22 protein-coding genes are annotated in these 17423 nt (G+C 67.7%); 9 read left to right on the top strand and 13 right to left on the bottom strand.

The window, feature by feature from the left end:
* Window positions 1–17: 17 nt before the first annotated feature.
* From RAC81_RS07280 to RAC81_RS07270, 3 genes are read right to left on the bottom strand one after another with little or no spacing between them, the layout of a single operon-like run.
* Complete coding sequence (locus RAC81_RS07280; RefSeq protein WP_375082051.1) at window positions 18–971, bottom strand: carbohydrate ABC transporter permease; 954 nt, start codon at window positions 969–971, stop codon at window positions 18–20.
* Window positions 971–1930, bottom strand: a complete 960-nt coding sequence (locus tag RAC81_RS07275; RefSeq protein ID WP_375081733.1) for a carbohydrate ABC transporter permease — start codon at window positions 1928–1930, stop codon at window positions 971–973. The genes RAC81_RS07280 and RAC81_RS07275 overlap by 1 nt, the downstream gene beginning before the upstream one ends.
* Window positions 1927–3282, bottom strand: a complete 1356-nt coding sequence (locus RAC81_RS07270; RefSeq protein WP_375081732.1) for a glycoside hydrolase family 125 protein — start codon at window positions 3280–3282, stop codon at window positions 1927–1929. Before RAC81_RS07270 ends, RAC81_RS07275 begins: the two co-directional genes overlap by 4 nt.
* Before the next feature lie 200 nt (window positions 3283–3482).
* Between RAC81_RS07270 and RAC81_RS07265 the strand changes: the two genes are divergently transcribed.
* From RAC81_RS07265 to RAC81_RS07255, 3 genes are all read left to right on the top strand, one after another.
* Window positions 3483–4406, top strand: a complete 924-nt coding sequence (locus RAC81_RS07265) for a hypothetical protein (RefSeq protein WP_375081731.1) — start codon at window positions 3483–3485, stop codon at window positions 4404–4406.
* Between the two features lie 112 nt (window positions 4407–4518).
* Complete coding sequence (gnd, locus tag RAC81_RS07260) at window positions 4519–5574, top strand: phosphogluconate dehydrogenase (NAD(+)-dependent, decarboxylating) (protein ID WP_375081730.1); 1056 nt, start codon at window positions 4519–4521, stop codon at window positions 5572–5574.
* Window positions 5575–5688: 114 nt separating this feature from the next.
* The gene (locus RAC81_RS07255; protein ID WP_375081729.1) at window positions 5689–6162 is read left to right on the top strand and encodes a GNAT family N-acetyltransferase; all 474 of its coding nucleotides are present in this window, start codon (window positions 5689–5691) and stop codon (window positions 6160–6162) included.
* Between the two features lie 4 nt (window positions 6163–6166).
* On the opposite strand, the gene RAC81_RS07250 is transcribed toward RAC81_RS07255, so the two are convergent.
* From RAC81_RS07250 to RAC81_RS07235, 4 genes are all read right to left on the bottom strand, one after another.
* The gene (locus RAC81_RS07250; protein ID WP_375081728.1) at window positions 6167–6550 is read right to left on the bottom strand and encodes a VOC family protein; all 384 of its coding nucleotides are present in this window, start codon (window positions 6548–6550) and stop codon (window positions 6167–6169) included.
* A 57-nt stretch (window positions 6551–6607) separates the two neighbouring features.
* Window positions 6608–7372 carry a MerR family transcriptional regulator gene (locus tag RAC81_RS07245; RefSeq protein WP_375081727.1) on the bottom strand — a complete coding sequence of 255 codons (765 nt, stop codon included), beginning with the start codon at window positions 7370–7372 and terminating at the stop codon, window positions 6608–6610.
* Between the two features lie 11 nt (window positions 7373–7383).
* Entirely contained in the window at window positions 7384–8292 is a 909-nt protein-coding gene (locus RAC81_RS07240) for a DUF2268 domain-containing protein (RefSeq protein ID WP_375081726.1), read from the bottom strand.
* 146 nt (window positions 8293–8438) lie between these two features.
* Complete coding sequence (locus RAC81_RS07235) at window positions 8439–9119, bottom strand: hypothetical protein (protein WP_375081725.1); 681 nt, start codon at window positions 9117–9119, stop codon at window positions 8439–8441.
* Here RAC81_RS07235 and RAC81_RS07230 point away from each other — a divergent pair.
* Both RAC81_RS07230 and RAC81_RS07225 read left to right on the top strand, forming a co-directional pair.
* Window positions 9118–9687, top strand: coding sequence for a dihydrofolate reductase family protein (locus RAC81_RS07230; RefSeq protein WP_375081724.1), 570 nt, complete (start codon window positions 9118–9120; stop codon window positions 9685–9687). The two genes, RAC81_RS07235 and RAC81_RS07230, sit on opposite strands and share 2 nt — an antisense overlap.
* 38 nt (window positions 9688–9725) lie before the next feature.
* A complete protein-coding gene (locus RAC81_RS07225; protein ID WP_375081723.1) occupies window positions 9726–9941 on the top strand; it encodes a hypothetical protein in 216 nt (71 codons plus the stop codon).
* On the opposite strand, the gene RAC81_RS07220 is transcribed toward RAC81_RS07225, so the two are convergent.
* Window positions 9938–10369: a G5 domain-containing protein gene (locus RAC81_RS07220; RefSeq protein ID WP_375081722.1), complete on the bottom strand. Its 432-nt coding sequence runs from the start codon at window positions 10367–10369 to the stop codon at window positions 9938–9940. The two genes, RAC81_RS07225 and RAC81_RS07220, sit on opposite strands and share 4 nt — an antisense overlap.
* 321 nt (window positions 10370–10690) lie before the next feature.
* Between RAC81_RS07220 and RAC81_RS07215 the strand changes: the two genes are divergently transcribed.
* Window positions 10691–10966, top strand: coding sequence for a hypothetical protein (locus tag RAC81_RS07215; protein ID WP_375081721.1), 276 nt, complete (start codon window positions 10691–10693; stop codon window positions 10964–10966).
* Between the two features lie 13 nt (window positions 10967–10979).
* Here RAC81_RS07215 and RAC81_RS07210 read toward each other — a convergent pair whose 3' ends face one another.
* Entirely contained in the window at window positions 10980–11276 is a 297-nt protein-coding gene (locus RAC81_RS07210; RefSeq protein WP_375081720.1) for a hypothetical protein, read from the bottom strand.
* 84 nt (window positions 11277–11360) lie between these two features.
* Here RAC81_RS07210 and RAC81_RS07205 point away from each other — a divergent pair, with 84 nt between their 5' ends.
* Window positions 11361–11930 carry a TetR/AcrR family transcriptional regulator gene (locus tag RAC81_RS07205; RefSeq protein WP_375081719.1) on the top strand — a complete coding sequence of 190 codons (570 nt, stop codon included), beginning with the start codon at window positions 11361–11363 and terminating at the stop codon, window positions 11928–11930.
* Between the two features lie 94 nt (window positions 11931–12024).
* Here the strand turns inward: RAC81_RS07205 and RAC81_RS07200 are convergent, their stop codons facing one another.
* Together RAC81_RS07200 and RAC81_RS07195 are read right to left on the bottom strand one after the other, a co-directional pair.
* Window positions 12025–13995: a restriction endonuclease gene (locus RAC81_RS07200; protein WP_375081718.1), complete on the bottom strand. Its 1971-nt coding sequence runs from the start codon at window positions 13993–13995 to the stop codon at window positions 12025–12027.
* A gap of 146 nt (window positions 13996–14141) precedes the next feature.
* Window positions 14142–14525, bottom strand: coding sequence for a hypothetical protein (locus RAC81_RS07195; RefSeq protein ID WP_375081717.1), 384 nt, complete (start codon window positions 14523–14525; stop codon window positions 14142–14144).
* Window positions 14526–14629: 104 nt separating this feature from the next.
* Here RAC81_RS07195 and RAC81_RS07190 point away from each other — a divergent pair, with 104 nt between their 5' ends.
* Window positions 14630–14908, top strand: coding sequence for a hypothetical protein (locus RAC81_RS07190; protein ID WP_375081716.1), 279 nt, complete (start codon window positions 14630–14632; stop codon window positions 14906–14908).
* A gap of 174 nt (window positions 14909–15082) precedes the next feature.
* On the top strand, window positions 15083–15364 hold the full coding sequence (locus RAC81_RS07185) for a hypothetical protein (protein WP_375081715.1): 282 nt from the start codon (window positions 15083–15085) through the stop codon (window positions 15362–15364).
* Between the two features lie 7 nt (window positions 15365–15371).
* On the opposite strand, the gene RAC81_RS07180 is transcribed toward RAC81_RS07185, so the two are convergent.
* Window positions 15372–15749 (bottom strand): hypothetical protein, encoded by a 378-nt coding sequence (locus RAC81_RS07180; RefSeq protein WP_375081714.1) that lies wholly within the window; start codon window positions 15747–15749, stop codon window positions 15372–15374.
* 190 nt (window positions 15750–15939) lie between these two features.
* The gene (locus tag RAC81_RS07175) at window positions 15940–17355 is read right to left on the bottom strand and encodes an MFS transporter (protein WP_375081713.1); all 1416 of its coding nucleotides are present in this window, start codon (window positions 17353–17355) and stop codon (window positions 15940–15942) included.
* Between the last annotated feature and the right edge of the window lie 68 nt (window positions 17356–17423).

The following is a 17423-nucleotide window of genomic DNA, read 5'->3' as shown; positions in this document are numbered from 1 at the left end:
GTGGTGGTGGGAAGGTGCTATTTCGAGCCGACGTGCGCGACGCCCTCGATGATCCAGCGCTGCGCGAAGAGGAAGACGAGCAGCACGGGAAGGCTGGCGATCACGGTGCCGGCCATGAGGGGGCCGTACGCGGTCTCGTAGTTGTTGACGAACGACGCGAGGCCGACCTGGACGGTCATCATGTCCTGGCTGTTGAGCACGATCAGCGGCCAGAGGAAGTTGTTCCATCCGGCCTGGAAGCTGATGATGCCGAGCACCGCGAGCCCGGCCTTGGCGAGCGGGAAGTAGATGACCGTGAAGATGCGGAACTCGCTCGCGCCGTCGATGCGGGCTGCCTCGCCGAGCTCGTCGGGCAGCGTCTCGAAGAACTGCTTCATGAAGAACACCGCGAAGGCGCCGGCCGCTCCCGGGATGATCACGGCCCAGTAGGTGTTGATGAGACCGAGACCGCCCTGTCCGAGCACGTCGTTGCCTCCGGCGAACGGGATGCCGCGCAGGATGAGGAATGACGGGATCATCGTGATGATGCCGGGGATCATGAGCGACGACAGGAAAACGGCGAACACCGCTGCGCGGCCCTTGAACCGCAGCTTCGCGAGCGCGTATCCGCCGAGGGCGCCGAAGAAGATGTTCGTCGCCGCGCCGCCGAGACCCAGCACGAGCGAGTTCACGAAGTACCGGCCGAACGGCACCTCCTCGAACACCTGCAGGTAGTTCTCGATCGTCGGATTCGCGGGGATGAGGTTCAGGGCGCCGGAGAGGATCTCGCTCGCCGGCTTCAGCGACGTCGAGATCGTCCACACGAGCGGGGCGACGGTGATGACGCTGATGAGGATGACGCCGACGTACCAGCCGATCGTGGCGAGGCGCTGCCGCGGGGTCTTGCGCCGCGAGGTCGGGATCGGGGCGAGCGTCGTGCCCGCGGCGATCGAGGTGGCGACGGTGCGGGGTCCGCTGAGGGTGTTCGTCATCACGCGTCCCTCCTGTTCGTGAGCCTGGCGTTGACCAGGGAGAAGACGAGGATGATGAGGAACAGCACGAACGACAGGGCGGAGGCGTAGCCCATCTCGAGCGCCCCGAAGCCCTTGTTGTAGATGTAGTAGACCATCGTGACGGTCGAGTTGCCCGGGCCGCCCTTGGTGAGCACGTAGGCCTGGTCGAACACCTGGAACGCCCCGATGATGAGCAGCGTCGACACCAGGAACGTCGTGCGGGTGAGCGACGGCAGCGTCACATACCGGAACTGCTGCCAGGCGTTCGCACCGTCGAGCCGCGCCGCCTCGTACAGCTCGCCCGGCACGCCCTGAAGCCCGCCGAGGAAGATGATCATGTTGGCGCCGAAACCGGCCCACACGCTCATCATGACGATCGCGATCATGGCCCACTGCGACTCGTAGAGCCACGCGGGCCCGTCGATGCCGAACCAGCTGAGCACGACGTTGAGCAGACCGCTCTGCGGGTTCAGCATCCAGAACCAGATCGTCGCCGTCGCGACCGTCGAGGCGACGACGGGGATGTAGAACAGCGTGCGGAACAGCCGCACCGCGCGGTGGCGGCGGTTGAGCAGCAGGGCGGTGCCGAGGGCGACGACGAGTCCGGCCGGCACGTAGAGCAGCGTGTAATACGCGGTGTTGCGCAGGGCGATCCAGAAGAACGGGTCGACGGCGATGTCGAGGTAGTTCTGGATGCCGAGCCATTCGAAGTCGCCGACGATCGCGTAGTCGGTGAGGCTCAGCACGAGGGCCATGACGATCGGCAGCGCCATGAACACGACGAACAGCACGCCGGGCACGAGCAGGAACAGCCAGGCGTTCCAGGTCATCTGGCGCGCGGAGGGGTTGCGGGGCTTGCGGGTCTTCGCGGGGCGGGCCGGGCCCGCCGGCGGCTGCGGAGAGACGGATGCCGGTTCGGCGGTGATCTGCGCGCTCATGCCGACCGCGCCTCGGTCAGGGGCCCGCGGCTCAGCGGCTCCCGCTTCACTGGTTCGCGCTTCACCGTGCGCAGTCCGGTGATGTCGAGCACGAGCTCGCAGAACATCGCGTTCGCCCACGAGAACCACTCGCGCGTGAACACAGTCGGGTCGGTCGCGAGGAAGGACTCGTGCATGAGGCCGGTCCCGGCGTCCGTCTCGAGGAGCAGCCGGAGGATGCGCTGCTTCTCGCTCTGATCGTCGGTCGTCAGCGCCTCGATGCAGAGGCCGATCGGCCAGATGTGGCCGGCGGGGGTGTGCGGGCTGCCGAGTCCGCGCGCCTCGTCGCCCCAGGGGAGGGTGCCCGAGACGAAGGTCGGGTTCGCGTCGCTGAGGATCCACGAGCGGGTCGAGAGGTAGAGGGGGTCGTCGACGCCGCTCCAGCCGATCAGCGGCAGGGAGAGCAGGCTCGGCACGTTGGCGTCGTCGAGGAGCAGGATGCCGCCGCGACCGTCGACCTCGTAGGCGTACACCTGTCCGTGGTCGGGGGTGTCGACGACCGCGTGCTGCGCGATGCCCCGCTCGATGTCGGCGCGCAGGTCGCGGGCGCTCGCCGCGAGCTCGGGGTCGTCGAGAACGGCCGCGGCGATGGCCTCGATGTGCTGCAGCTCGACGGCAGCGAACATGTTGCCCGGCACGTTGTAGCCGTACTCGCAGGCGTCGTCGCTCGGGCGGAACGCCGACCAGGTCATGCCGGTCGGCGCGGTCTCGCTGCCGCGGCCGTCGCGCACGAGGGTGTCGGTCGACGGGCAGTCGAACCGTTGGAAGCGGTACGTCGATCGGGCTTCGTGCTCCTGCTCGGTGCGCCACAGCGCGATGATGGCGCGGGCCGCGCGGGCGAAAGGCTCGCCGAGGTGGTCGGTGCGGCCGGTCAGGGTCCACAGGTCGTGGGCGAGCTGCACGGGGTAGCAGAGCGAGTCGACCTCGTACTTGCGTTCCCACACCCACGGCGACTGCTCGGTGAGGTCGCTCTGGTGTCCGCTGCCGTCGGCGGCCGCGTTGAAAGCATTCGCGTAGGGGTCGAGCAGCACGTAGTCGATCTGGCGGCGTGAGACGGCGGCGATCATGTCGCTGATCGCCGGGTCCTCGGCCGCGAAATGCAGGTAGGGGCCGAGCTGAGCGGTCGAATCACGCAGCCACATCGCCGGGATGTCGCCCGTCAGCATGAAGAGCGTGCCGTCGGGCATCTCCCGCAGCGTGGTGCCGAGCGTGTTCTCGAAGCAGCGCTCGAACATCGCCGCGGTGGCCTCGTCGGTGCGGTCGCGCACGCGCTCTGCCACGGAGTGGATGAAGGCCGAATGGGTCTGAGCCACGATGCTCCTCGGTCGATCTCGGGTCGCCCCGCTCTGGGCGACATCGCCACTGTAGCCCGAAAAGCGTATTAAAGCTATTTATATCTATAAATATACGGAGCGAGTCGAGTTCTATACCTATTGCTCTTCTCCCGCCCCTCGCCGAGCCGTTGAGCGAGCGCAGCGAGACGAAATGCGGTTCCTGTGCCACCGTTGCTCTCATGACCGACACCACTGCCCTCGCGCCCGCACCGACGCGCACGCGCCTCCTGCCGTTCGCGATCGGGGTGGGCGGCGGCAGCCTCGGCGTGCTGCCCTGGCTGGTCGGGGGCGCGCGGCTCCCGCTGCAGAACCTCTGGAGCTCGGCGACGATGCCCGGGGACATGCCGATCGTGATGCTGCCCGTGAGTCAGTACTTCGCGACGCTCCTGTTCTCCCTCGTGCTCATCGGCGGGGTCTTCGCCGGCGTCGCCGTGCACATCGTGGGTCGTCGTCGCGAGATCGCGGTGTGGCCGGCGGCCCTGGGCGTGCTCCTCGTGCACGTGATCGCCGTCGTGCAGAGCTTCGCGGTCGTCGCGGCGGGTCTCGGACTCGCGAGCGACCGGCGCTCGATCGTGTATCTGGGCGGGATGCTCTTCGGTGCGATCGCCGCCACACTGATGGCGCAGCTCGGATTCTGGATGACCTCGCGCCGCTCGACGGGTATCGCGGCGTTCGGTGTCGCTCTCGCTGCGGTTCCGTTCGGCTCATGGGCCGCGAGGTGGGTGCTGGCCTTCACCGGTGACGCTCTCGCGCCGATGTGGGTCCCCGAGCTGCTGCGGTGGGTCCCGGCGGTCGTGGTGGGCCTCGCGCTGGCGTGGTGCGGGGTGCGTCCGGCGGCGCGACTCGTGGTGTGGGTCGTGTCGTTGCTGGCGCTGTGGATCCTGCCCGCTCTGTTCGGCGCGATCCAGTACGGCCTCGGCATGCGCGTGCTGAAGGGGGATCTGGTGGAGATGGCGTCGGCGACCGCGCAGGTGTTCCCGCTGATGCTCGGTGTCGGAGGGATGCCGGTGCTCGTCGCGCTCGTCATCGCGGTGGTCGGCGTGCTGGTGCGGAGCGGTGTCGCCTCGGGGCGCCGCGACGACCCCACCGTGCCGGGTCGTTGAGCGACCGCACAACACCCACCCACCTCTCCGCCAAACGCGCCACCCCCTTTGGTCGGAGCCCGCGGGCGTGTGAGGATGACGACATCCCTGCTCGGCGATGGAAGGAACCCTCATGCAGATCGCGATGATCGGACTCGGACGGATGGGCGCCAACATCGTGCGCCGCCTGATGCGCGACGGACACGACTGCGTGGTCTACGACGTGAACGCGGATGCCGTGCAGGGCCTGGTCGAGGAGGGCGCCGTCGGCGCCGACAGCATGACCGATCTCGCGTCGAAGCTCGAGGCGCCGCGGGCCGTCTGGATGATGGTGCCGGCTGGCCTGACCGGCGCGGTCGCCGATGAGGCGGCGGCCGTGCTCGAAGAGGGCGACATCCTCATCGACGGCGGCAACTCGAACTATCGCGACGACGTCCGTCGGGCGAAGGCGCTGAAGGAGCGCGGCATCCACTACGTCGACGTGGGCACGAGCGGCGGCGTCTTCGGGCTCGACCGCGGCTACTGCCTCATGGTCGGCGGGCCGGACGAGGCCGTGCAGCGCATCGAGCCGATCCTGAAGACGATCGCTCCGGGCGCGGGCGAGATCGAGCGGACGCCGGGGCGCACCGGCGACCTGGGCCCGGAGGAGCTCGGCTATCTGCACTGCGGGCCGTCGGGTGCCGGGCACTTCGTGAAGATGGTGCACAACGGCATCGAGTACGGCATCATGGCGTCGATCGCCGAGGGCCTGAACCTGCTGCACAACGCGGATGCCGGGGTGCGCGAGGCCGAGCACTCCGCCGAGATCGCGCCGCTGGAGGAGCCCGAGTACTACCAGTTCCCCATCGATACGGCGAAGGTCGCCGAGCTGTGGCGCCGCGGATCGGTGATCTCGTCGTGGCTGCTCGACCTCACGGCGGCGGCGCTGACCGAGAACCCCACGCTCGACGGACTCGCCGGCCGCGTCTCCGACTCCGGCGAGGGGCGTTGGACGGTCAAGGCCGCGGTCGACGTGGGCGTGCCGGTGCCGGTGCTCGCGGCATCCCTCTTCGAGCGCTTCGCCTCGCGCGACGAGGACCGCTTCGCGAACCAGGTCCTCTCGGCGATGCGTCTGCAGTTCGGCGGGCACAAGGAGCTCCCGGCCGGCGACGTGCTCGAGGCCGGCTCCCGCAAGGCCGAATCGAACTGATCGACGGCGTGCCCTCCCCCGGGTGGTTGAGCGAGCGAAGCGAGACGAAACGCGCTACATTCCTCGGATCGCCGCACTCCGGCATCCCGACACTCTCTACCCGAAAGAGACCCGATGAACGACGAACCCCGCGCGTACCGCATCCGCACGGCGACGCCCGACGATGCCCCGCGCATCGCCGAGCTGCTGCACGACTTCAACACCGAGTTCGACACCGCCACTCCGGGGGTCGAGGTGCTCGCGCGTCGGCTGCGCACCCTGCTCGCTGGGCCCTCGACATTCGCGGTTCTCGGCGGCGAGCCGGCGATCGGGGTCGCGCTGGTGACGCTGCGTCCGAACGTGTGGTCCGACGGACCGGTCGCCCTGCTCGACGAGATGTACGTCGCGCCGGATGAGCGGGGCGGAGGCATCGGCGGCGAGATCCTGCGCGTGACGGTCGAGGCGTGCCAGCGGCTCGGCGTCGCGGAGATCGAGATCAACGTCGACGAGTCGGATGCCGACACGATGCGCTTCTACGAGGCCCACGGCTTCACCGGCGCCGACCCGGCGACCGGCGAGCGGGCGTTCTACTACTCGCGCACGCTCTGACCCTTCACCGCCCGACCGCGCCCCAGCCCACCCAGTCCGGACGGTCGACGATGCAGAAGCGGTTGCCCTCCGGGTCCTGCATGATCACGTAGTCGGCGTCATCCGGACGCCCGTCCCACGGCACCACGGTCGCGCCGAGTGAGGAAAGGCGGCGCACCTCGGCATCCTGGTCCTCGGCGTAGATGTCGAGGTGGATGCGCGGCGGCAGCACCCGCTCGGAGTGATGCGCGTCGAGGGCGATGCACGGCGCCTCCGCGTCGCGCGGTTTGAGCACGACCCAGTCATCGGATGCCGGATCGCGCTCGACGTAGTCGAGGGCGGCCTTCCAGAACTCTGCCTGCGCGGGCAGGTCGTTCACGCGGATCACGATCGAGACGATCTTCAGCATGCCGGTCAGGTTAGAGCGGCGGGCGGATGCCGCGACAGGCCCTTGCGAGGCGATCGATCACCGCTTCCGCATGTGGATGCGCAGAGCGGCGGCGGCGAAGGCCGCGGCATCCGCCGTTCCGAACGTCTCGTGGAAGTCGGGGTTCGTCTCGTACTGGTCGGCCATGCCGAGCACCATCGCCTTCGCGTTCTCAGCGTCCCCGGTATGCGTGGGCGTGCCGGGGATCTCGGCGAACCAGTTCAGGTGCGAGGCGGCATGCGCCTGCGCCTCGGGCGAATCCGGGCCGAGACCCTGCTCGTGTAGCTCACGCCACCGCTCGACGAGCGCATCGGTGCGAGACTTCCACTCGCGCTGCTGCCGCACCGACTTGCCGTGCCACCATCGGTTCGAGGCGTCGAAGGCTTCGCGTCCCCAGCGCTGCACGACCTCGTCTTCGTAGTCGTCGTTGAAGCCCTGCAGCATGACGTCCATGCGCGGCTCGCGCCCCTGAATGCGCATGTCGATCGTGTGCTCGACCGACGCGATGCGGCGGGCGACGGCATCCGCCTCCGTCTGCAACTGCGCGAGATGTGCGCGCAGCGCGGCGACCTCTGCCTCGGGCGTCTCGGCGGCATCGAGCATCGACGCGATCTCAGCGAGCGGCATGCCGGCATCGCGCAGCAGCAGGATGCGTTGCAGCCGCGCGACGGCGACGGGTCCGTAGTAGCGGTAGCCGTTCGAGCCGGTCCGGTCGGGCGGCAGCAGTCCGAAGCGGTCGTAGTGGCGCAGGGTCCGGCCGCTGACGCCCGCGCGCTCGGCGAGCTCGGAGACGGTCCACTCCATAGGTGCTCCGTTCAGTCGTCGGTGGTCGCGGCCAGTCCGAGGCGCGGGAGGGCGAGGCCCAGGATGCCGGACGCCGGCTCGTGCACGGATTCTGCCGCCGTGCGTCCGCTCACCTCACGGTACGCCTCGACGAGGCGGGCGCCTGCCGCGTAGCCGGCCCCGGTCGGGAGCCCGACGGGTTCACCGCCGAACAGACGCGCCGTCGCGTCGCCGAGCACCCACGCCGCGAAGTCCTGCATGCCGGTGACGCCGAGGCCGGTGGCGACCTTCGCGAGCACCTGATCGTCGGCGCGGGTCTCGGGGGAGACGAAGTGCGTGTAGCCGGACGGTCCGTAGAGTTCGGTGGCGAAGACGTCGGCGAGCCCCTCGGAGATCACGTGCTCGCCGACGGTGACCGTGGCCGGATCCCAGACCACGCCGCCGGGGGAGTAGCGCACGTTGTGGTGCAGCTCGTGCACGGCGATCGCCTCGAGTCGGTCGAGCACGGGTGGCGTCGGCCACAGCGTGAGCGTGATGTGGCCGCTGATTCCGCCGAATCCGGAGAGCCCCTGCACCTCGTCGATGAAGTGCGCGTTGGTCGGATCGCCGAGGACCAGCAGCACGGTCAGGTCGGGGATCAGGATGCCGGGATTCGCGCGCTCCAGCGCCTCGATGCCGGTGTGCAGCGCGGCCTCGACGCGCTGCCATGCGTCGGCGTCGACGAGGGCGTCGAGTCCGGCGCGGAGCTGATCCGATGGATGCTCGGCATCGAACCCGAAGCTCTGCCGATGGACGTCGGCGAGATCGAGCCCGCCGGGGATGAAGTGATACATCCCCGCCATCGGCGCCCACATCTCGCGGACGAGGTCGGGGCGGTCGGCCGGGGCGACGTCGAGGATGCGGGCGGTGGCGGAGGCACTGTCGATCAGGGTGACGGTCATGTCATCCGACGGTAGACATTGCCCTTGCGTCAAGGTCAACCGCCGGGTGATCTGTCTGGTCGTTGAGCGAGCGAAGCGAGCGCCGTACTGAGCGAGCGCAGCGAGTCGAAGTGACGAAACGCGGCAACTGCCGTCGAGCGCCTTTCCTACTCCGCCTGCCGCTCCGCGCCCACCTCCGGACCGCCCGAGGCGCGAGACACCACCACGATCGTGATCAGCGTCCCGATCGCGAGCAGAAGGCTGGCGGACGGTGTCGCGAGCGAGATCACCAACGCGCCGGCGATGACGATTCCGAGAGCGAAACTGCTCGCCACGGCTGTACCGATCGAGAGGCGTGTTCGACGCAGGTACCCAGTGAGGACCACGGCGATCGCAGTCCCCAAGGTCAGCATCGCGGCCCCGAAGAGCACCGCCGTGACGCCCGAGTCGGGCTGCTCACTGTCGATGTCTCGATACCACGACTGGTGGGCCGCCGTCACGAAGCCCACGCCCACCAGAGCGAGCGCTACCGACGGCCACACATCGTTTGCGGGGCGGCGGAAGGAGGCCAGAGACCCGAGCGCCAACACCGTCAACGCCGGAACGACGCCGAAGATCATCGTGCGGACCACGACTGCGGTGGACTCCGACAGCGATGCGAGCATGACGAGACCTGCGATGCCGACGGCGATGGCCGCGACGGCGAATCCGTACGCGAGAACCTGCCAGACGCGGGCGCGACCGCTGTTGACCATGAAGCCCCCTCGCGATGCGACGATAGTCCTCGCTCGCGTGGGGTGCAGAATACTGTCAACAACGACGTTTGCATCAAGGGAGAGCAGCGCCATGAGACCACTGCGGTACGCCATCAACGTCACGCTGGACGGCTGCGTCCATCACGAGGCCGGCGTCGCTCCCGATGAGGAGCTGATGCGCTTCTGGACCGAGCAGATGGAGAACTCGGATGCCGAGCTCTACGGCCGCGTCACGTACGAGATGATGCGGGAGGCGTGGAAGCGTCCGGATGACGGGGTCTGGCCCGACTGGATGGACGAGGGGGAGCAGGAGTTCGCCGACACCCTCGATCGGGCGAAGAAGTACGTCGTCTCGAGCACGCTCGACGAGGTCGACTGGAATGCCGAGCTCGTGCAGGGCGACCTCCGCGAGGCCGTGCAGCGACTGAAGGAGCAGCCGGGCAAGGGGCTGTCGGTCGGCGGGGTCGCGCTGTCGACCGCGCTCACGGATCTTGGGCTGATCGACGAGTACATCTTCGTCGTGCATCCGATTCTCGCGGGTCACGGCCCGTACCTGTTCGACGGGTTGCGCGAGCGGGTGCGGTTGGAACCCGTGGACCGGCGCGAGTTCCGGTCGGGTGCCGTGGCGCAGGTGTACCGGAGGGTGGACGCCGCCTCTTAGGGTTTCGTTCAGTGTCGCCATACGACTACGCTGACCGGATGAGCAGCGCGATTCGTGCGAGCAGCGACCGCAGGGTCTTTCATGTCATTTGCAACGTCGTCATCGTCGTCGGTGTCGTCGCGGCCCCGCTGCTGATCGTCGGCGCCCTGCCCGATTGGGTCGGCTCAGCGCTCTTCCTGTTCGCCCTGATGTGGGTGGCCGTCGGCGCAACGCTTCCGCGGCCGTCACGCGAGCCGAGCGGGCGACGCGACTAGTCGCAGGCGATCCCGTCGCCGTCGCGGTCGAGGTCGTAGATGTCCGAACCGACGATCCGCACAGGGCCCTGCACGTACGCAGGCCCGTTCCCGCTCCCGCCGGCGCAGTCGACGTCGCTTGCGATCGGCACGCACGCACCGGTGTAGTTCGGATCGCACCCTCCACCGCCTTGCTGCACAAGCGGAACGGGTGCGGCGACAGGCGCTGGAGCCTTGCTGCCGATCGCGGTCACCTCGTCGACCGGAGCTGTCTGCACAGCTTCGCTCACCGCTTCGCGCAGTACCTCGACCCCGTCGACGAGCGTCACCTTGTAGGTGATGACCTTCACTCCGTTCACGCCCGCCGTCACCAGAGCGGTCGTGCCCTGATCGCGGAGCGGGTCGTCGACGACGGTCGCCGCGAACGGGATGGCGACTTCTTCGGTCACCGTCTCGAAGGTCGTTTCCGGCGTGGGAGTCGGAGACGGCGTGGATGCAGATGATGAGTCCGCCGAGCTCGTCGTCGCACCGCAGGCAGTGAGTCCGACGGTTCCGATCAGGAGGGTGACGACGATCAGTCCGATCTCGCGCCATCCTCTGCGTCGCCCTCGCGATGCCGTGCTCTGTGCCATGTGCCGTCCCCATCGACTGACGCGACGAATCGCGGACACCGCTGGGTGCCTGGGACCTGTATACCGGTCAGCTCAGGGTGAGGACAAGCACGGATTGCGGCGGTGACCTGCGGTGTTGCCGGCCGCTACGCTTCCCCCATGAGCGAACCAGAGCCGACGCCATCGCTGATTCAGCAGCGATTCGCGCTGCACAGGGAAAGGAACTCCGCGCTGTGGATGATCGTGTCGCCCCTCGTCGCGGCTTCGGTCTTCGTGGCCTTCATCGTTGACGGCAGGGGCGGATGGTTTCCGTGGCTCGCGCTCGCCGCCTTCGTTATCGGAGCGGTGTATGCCGTGTGGAGACTCTTCGCCGCCCGCCGCGCGATCCGCGAGTTCGAGGATCGTTACGGCCGCGACGCCGGCATCCAGGACTGACGTAAAGGTTCGATCAGCGACCGGGCCGCTCGCGCCGGTGCTTCACCACCATCTTGCCGAGCTGCCACGCGAGGGCGCACAGTCCCCACACCGCAGAGGCCGTTCCGGTCAGAGCTGCGCCAAGGGCGAGTGCGGGGAAGCCGCCTCCGGTCCCGGGGGCGCCCGCCGCGACCCCCGCGGCGAGCAGTTCCGACGCACCCCACCAAATCAGCAGCACGCCACCGACGATGGAAAGGATGCCGGCGACGACGCGGCACTGAGTCGTGGCCGACCCGCGTGCCCGTCGTGGCGAGGGGTCGGGAGCAGTCATGCGACCCAGCTAACACCCCGTCTGACGTCATGGCAGCATTCCGCGAGGCATCACGCCACGGCATCCGTCAGTAGCCTTGTCCTCATGCCTCGTCCTCGCAGTGAAGCCGCGCGCCGGTCCGTGCTCGACGCGATGCGCACGGCTGTCGTCGCCGGCGCGTATGAGGCTGTGACGATCGAGGGACTCGCGGAATCGGCCGGAGTCGCCAAGCAGACGATCTACCGCTGGTGGCCGTCGAAGGCGGCGATCCTCGGTGAGGCGCTGCTCGAGGGCGACCTGCCGGGCGCCGACGTCGAGGTGCCGATCACCGACGACATCCGCGCAGACCTGCACGCGTGGTTCTCGGCGATGTCGGCAGGACTCGGCAGTCCCGAGGGAACGGCACTCGCCCGAGCGCTCATCGCGGTGACGGCCACCGACCACGAGCTCGGACTCGCGCTCAACGAGCGGCTGGCAGCGCCGATCCGGGCGTGGGTCGCGGAGCGCATCGACCGCGGACAGTCGGCGGATGAGATCCGCCCGGACGTGGATGCCGACGCCATCGCCGATCAGCTCATCGCGATGGCGTCGTACGCGGCGCTCATCGGGCAGCCGCTCAGCGAAGACCGCATCGACGAGACGGTCACGCGGCTGTTGCGGGGCATCGCGGCCTAGGGTCGATTTAAAGCAGAGGAGTCGTCGCAAGTTCGGCTCGGTAGCCGTGGCTCGGGGCTATCGAGAGGAGTGACGTCGGGCAAACCTCGGAGGGCTACTGAGCGGGTGGTGTGGATTCTTCGATGGCCCTGGCTAGCGCGCGCAGTCGCGTCGCGGCCACGCGTGGCGCGGAAGGCAGTGTGTAAAGCCCGTCCGCATTGGAGCCGACAGCCCCGATTGCTGGCTGCGACAGCAGCTCGAGAACAGCACTGACTGTATCGTCGGCGATCGTGCTTCCGCCTCGACGCATGATGCGACCGATATCACGAGGCGCGACAGGTTCCGGCACCGGCTGGGCGGCTTCGGCTGAGAGTTCGCGCATGACGGTCGTCACCAGGGCCAAGTGGTCCATAGCAGCGAGGTGCCGCGAGTCGACTGCCTCTTTACCCCCGACCGTCAACAGATCCTTCACGTCCTCAGCGCTGAAGGGGTACGCATGATGAGCACGCAAGCGGGCACCCAATTCGGATGCAGTGAGAAGGACGACGTCGTTGGCCTGGGCCCAGGCCCTCAGGCGTCCGCTTCCTTCATAACTTGGTGCGACGACGGCCATCAGGGTTGCATCGTGCTTCGCCGCGTGCTCCTTAAGCGCGTCGAACTTGATCGAGCCTTCCGCGAGCTGCCCCGACGCGGACTTCGCATCGACGATTGCTTTGGCAATGACGTTCAAACTGGACTTGATCGTCACCAGGACATCGGTGCGTCCGGGGCCGCCGAGGTGTTGAGCTTCAACGCCGAGCGCTTCGAAAGCCGCAGCGCACGCCTGTTCGAATCGGTCAGGATTGGCGGAGTCGCGGGACGCCTCCTCGAGCTCCGTGATCAGCGTGTCGACCTCATTCGGCTGCTGCTCATGAGTCTCGTGCGCGTCCGGTCCTGCGGTCTGCGCTTCGCCTTCTTCCAGGGGAAGCTCTTCGCGGAGTGACTTGCCGAGTTCGGTGATCACGTATCGCGAAAATCCGATCGAGGCGACTGCGTTTGCGGCACCGAGATGGCGCAAGATTGCCGTCGTGCGGTTCGGTTTCGGCGTGCTGGATGCTCCGAAAAGGCGTGTGTGTATCTCGCCAGACGAGCGTGGCGTCTCGTCGAGATGTTGCAGCAGTTCTCCCACGCCAAAGTATCGAGTGTGCAGAATTCGGACGAAGTTGAGTGGAGTCGGGTGCTGCAGCCACTCAACGCCCAACGCGGTGGTGCGGATGTCCACCTTGCCCGTGTACTCGTACAGTCCCAGGGCTCCAGCTGAGTCTACAAACGACTTCGCCGAGCTTTCACTGATCGAGTGAGCGACCGCGATGCGCTTGACCGCGGCGTCCTTCGTGGAACCGTTCAGCGCTTCCAAGGCAAGCTCAGTCAAGGCGTCGACAGGAGCCGCGGTGAGGTATGGTGCGGCAAGTGACCGCTTGTTGTCGAGCGAGCTTGCCACGATTTGCGCGACTGCCGGTGGTGCGGGGTCGATGGACGCTCGGCCAGAGACCTCTGCGCGGGCGGCGCGGATGCTGTCGGCCGTTTCTACAGCGGTCTCAGAGAGAACCTTCTTCCCCAGAGCAGTGATTCGGTGCAGTCGCTTGGGGCCATCCTCAACCAGTCCCATCGCGTGCAGCCACGACAAGCGTCGCCGTACCTGGTCCATCGAATCCCACGTCATGCCGAAAGAGTCGACTGCATCAGCACGCAGGTCTTCCGCATGAACTGGCGTATCGGCGATCGTCGCCAGCATCTCCCCGAAGTATGCGATCCGAGAATGGAAGATCCGGAAGAGATCTTCGAGGTCGGGTTCCGCCAACCAGGCCCGACCGAGCGGAGTGACCTCGAGTGAGTTTCCTATGCGACGCGTCAATTGCAGGGGCCCAATCTGCTTCTGGATCCGCTCTCGCTCGGATGCCTCGGTGGCCGGTGCGGTCCCGGAGTTGCCGTCGAGTTCGCGAAGCAGAGAGATGAGAGTTGTCACCTGCTTGTCTGCGCCGCCCGGGAGCGAGGGAGCGGTGGTGGAGAGATCGAGCCACGGCTGCCTGTGCACATCAAGAGTCATGGATTCAATCTAGCTAGCCTGCCGTTCGTGGCCGTCGAAGGCGGCGATCCTCGTGGGATGACATTGCTCCGCGGCGCCGGAAGACGCGCCAACCCTGTTGGGCTTTTGAGCCAACAGGGCCTAGCCTGAGACGAAACGTCGCGAGACTACGGCGCGCAGTAGCCGACGATCGCCTCGGTCGTGGTGCGCAGGTTGGTGACCGCGGCATCCATGTTCCCGGGGTTCCCGGCGAGCGTGTTCTCACCCTCGACGATGACGCCGTCGATGCTGGTGGTCCATGCGTCGCGGAGGGTGACGAATTCGTCCGGACCCTCGACCTGACGGATGTTCTCGACCACGCCGCGGACCTCGTCGAGGGCCGCCCGCGCCGCCTCGGGAGTCGGCGACGTGAGGGAGCCGATCGCGCCGCTCACCTGCACGGCGAGCGAGGTGACCGAGCCGCACGCCGTGAGCTTCGACACCTGCTCGGAGCATCCGGGCAGCAGAAGGATGCTGACGCCGAGAGCGGCCAGGGCGGAGAGCTTCTTCATGCGAGTCAGGGTAACCGGCGGAGATGTGAGGTCGACGTCGGGCGGTCGCGAAGTGACCTGTGGAGAACGTGGAGTGTCCTCATATGTGTGCTTCGATGGACCGCATGTCGTTTGTCGTCGTCGGTATCGCGCTCTTCGCCCTGGGCGCGGCCGTCGAACGATCGGGACGCAAGCTCGGAACCGCGCTGGCTCTGCTGCCCGTGCTCCTCTGGTTCGGTTACGTGTTCATCGTTCAGCTCCACGGTGATCTCGGCGAGCGGGAGGCGGCGGACCACGCCACCGCGCTGCTGGTCGGACTCCTGTGCTTCTCCGCCGGGCAGATCGTCGCGGGGGTGGCGGCGGGATGGTTACGCAAGCGGCGTGACTCGCAGCGGCACTACTGACGGTGACGGGACGCACTCCGCCTTTACTCCTCCCGCTGGTCCCGCGGTTATCTGCTGACCTGTCTACTGCGTGAGACTGCAACACAACGGGTCGGGTCCTCCATTGGATGACCCGACCCGTCGGTGATTCAGCTACCAGCGTGGGGGGCGGCCGATGATTCGAAACGTCGGAGTATGAAGAACGACAGGAGGATGGCGAGGATGATCGTGATTGCAACTGCGCTCGTCCATGACCCGGTGATAGTGACGGCATTTACGCCCTCAGTGTCGAGGAAGCCCTCGAACGTAGCCACGAGTGGGATGCCAAGAGTGCTGGCGGTCGCGAACGCGGCAGCAGCGAGCAGCATTCCCGTTGTGGCCACGATCCCGGCCGAGATCCCGAGCGAAGATGCAACAACGAATAGTCGTCCGGATATGTCGCTCGAGGGTTTCGAGGTGTCGTCGTTGAGAGCGTGAGATTGGCTCATCGCACGCACCTCGCTGTGAAGCCGTTCTTGGTGGACAACTCCGGATACATGCCCCTCGCTTGGCACGTGTTCCACCAGCTGATGACCAGCCATGTTCCGACGCCGAGCGCGAGGGCTGCGACTGCCACCAAAGCGAGACCGGTGACGACGAACACGACCACGGGGAGCGGATCCGCCACGATTGGGTACGAGACATTGTCCAAGTTCTTGTGTTCCACCACCTGAGTGAGCGTGTTTCCCTCGACGGAATAATGCGAGGGTATGGCAGCTCCCGACGCGTCCTGGGCCCATGCCGCTTCGAAGTCGACCTTGACGTAGCCCTGGCCATCCACGATGCGGGCACCGGCACGATCATCGACCGTGAGTGCAGACATGGGGGATGCTCCAGAGAAGGGCCACGCGAAAGGGGCCGACAGTCCAGCGTAGGGCGGATGCCGCGGGCTCGCCGCCGCGCAGTCGTTTCGCTTCGCTCAACCACCTGCTGCACTTGCGGCCAAACGCGCTTCGCTCGGCCGAATCTGCTGGATCCGGCCGAGCGAAGCGCACATCACCGAGCGAGCGACCTCAGCCCCGCCGCGCGCGTCCAGCCACCGCAGCACCGGCCACCGTGACCGCCGCGGCCCCGAGGAACAGCCACGAGAACCCGCCGGTCAGAGCCTCCGGCGCCGACACCCCGGCCGAGGTCAGGGCCTCCGTCCGCAGCGAGGCGACCGTGCCGAGCACGGCGAGTCCGAGCGCGCCGCCGATCTGCTGGCTGGTGTTCACGAGTCCGCCGGCGAGTCCGGCCTCACCGCCCTCTACCCCGTCGACCGACAGCTGCGTCGCGGTGACGAACGCGCCGCCGAGACCGACGCCGATCAGCAGTGTCGGGCCGAGCAGTTGCGCCACGTATCCGGCATCCGCGGGCGCGAACGACAGCCACACGAGACCCGCGGCCAGCACGAGCAGCGATCCGATCAGCGTCGTGGTCAGCCCGACCCGCTGCACGATCGCGGGCACGACGCCGGCGACCACGACGAGCGCTCCGGCGAGGGGAAGCTGCGAGAGGCCCGTGGTGAGCGCGTCGTAGCCGAGCACCGCCTGCATGTAGACGGAGAGGGCGAAGAACAGGGCGACCATTCCGGCGCCGACGAGCAGCACGACGAGGTTGCCGATCGCGAGGGTGCGGGTCCGGAAGATCCCGAGCGGCACGAGAGGGGATGCCGTGCGCCGCTCGATCAGCACGAACGCCGCTCCGAGCGCGACCGCGACCACGAGCAGGCCCAGCGGGAGCGGATGCAGGATGCCGACCTGCTCGACCGCGCTGAGCGCCCCGACCACCGCGACCAGCGCACCGGTGATGGTGGCGGCGCCCCACACGTCGAGCTTCTCGCTCGCCGACGCCGTGTCGCGCGAGATCAGCAGCGGCACGGCCACGAGCACGACGATGCCGACGGGGACGTTCACGAAGAACACCGACTGCCACCCGAACGCGCCGGTGAGTACACCGCCGAGCAGCACTCCGGCGGCCGAGCCGATCCCGGCCACTCCGCCCCACACGCCGAGCGCCTTCGAGCGGTCGCGCGCCTCGGGGAAGAGCCGGGTCAACAGCGCGAGCGCCGACGGGGCGAGCAGCGCCGCCGACATGCCCTGCAGAGCACGGGCCGCGAGCAGCATCTCGCTCGAGAACGACAGCCCGGCCAGAGCGGATGCCGCGACGAATCCCGCCGTGCCGAGGAGGAAGATCCGGCGGTGGCCGTAGCGGTCGGCGAGCCGTCCGCCGAGCAGAAGCAGTCCGCCGAAGGCCAGGACGTACGCCGTGATCACCCACGCCAGCGCGGCGGTGCTCATGACGAGCTGCTCGCCGAGCACGGGCAGCGCGATGTTGACGATCGACGCGTCGAGCACGACGAGGAACTGCGCGAGAGCGAGAAAGCTCAGGGCGAGCCAGCGTCGACTGCTTCCTGCGGTCGTGGTGGGTGCCGGGGTGGCCAGGGTCATGATGAACTCCTTCGTGATGTGAATGTTAGTGAGTGGTCACTCACTTGCGAGGGCATGAAAAAGTGCGG

Origin of the sequence: Microbacterium sp. CR_7 (assembly GCF_041954755.1) — a bacterium.
GTDB lineage: Bacteria > Actinomycetota > Actinomycetes > Actinomycetales > Microbacteriaceae > Microbacterium.
The sequence above is the reverse complement of the archived record's forward strand: the minus strand, read 5'-3'. Positions and strand labels throughout refer to the sequence as shown.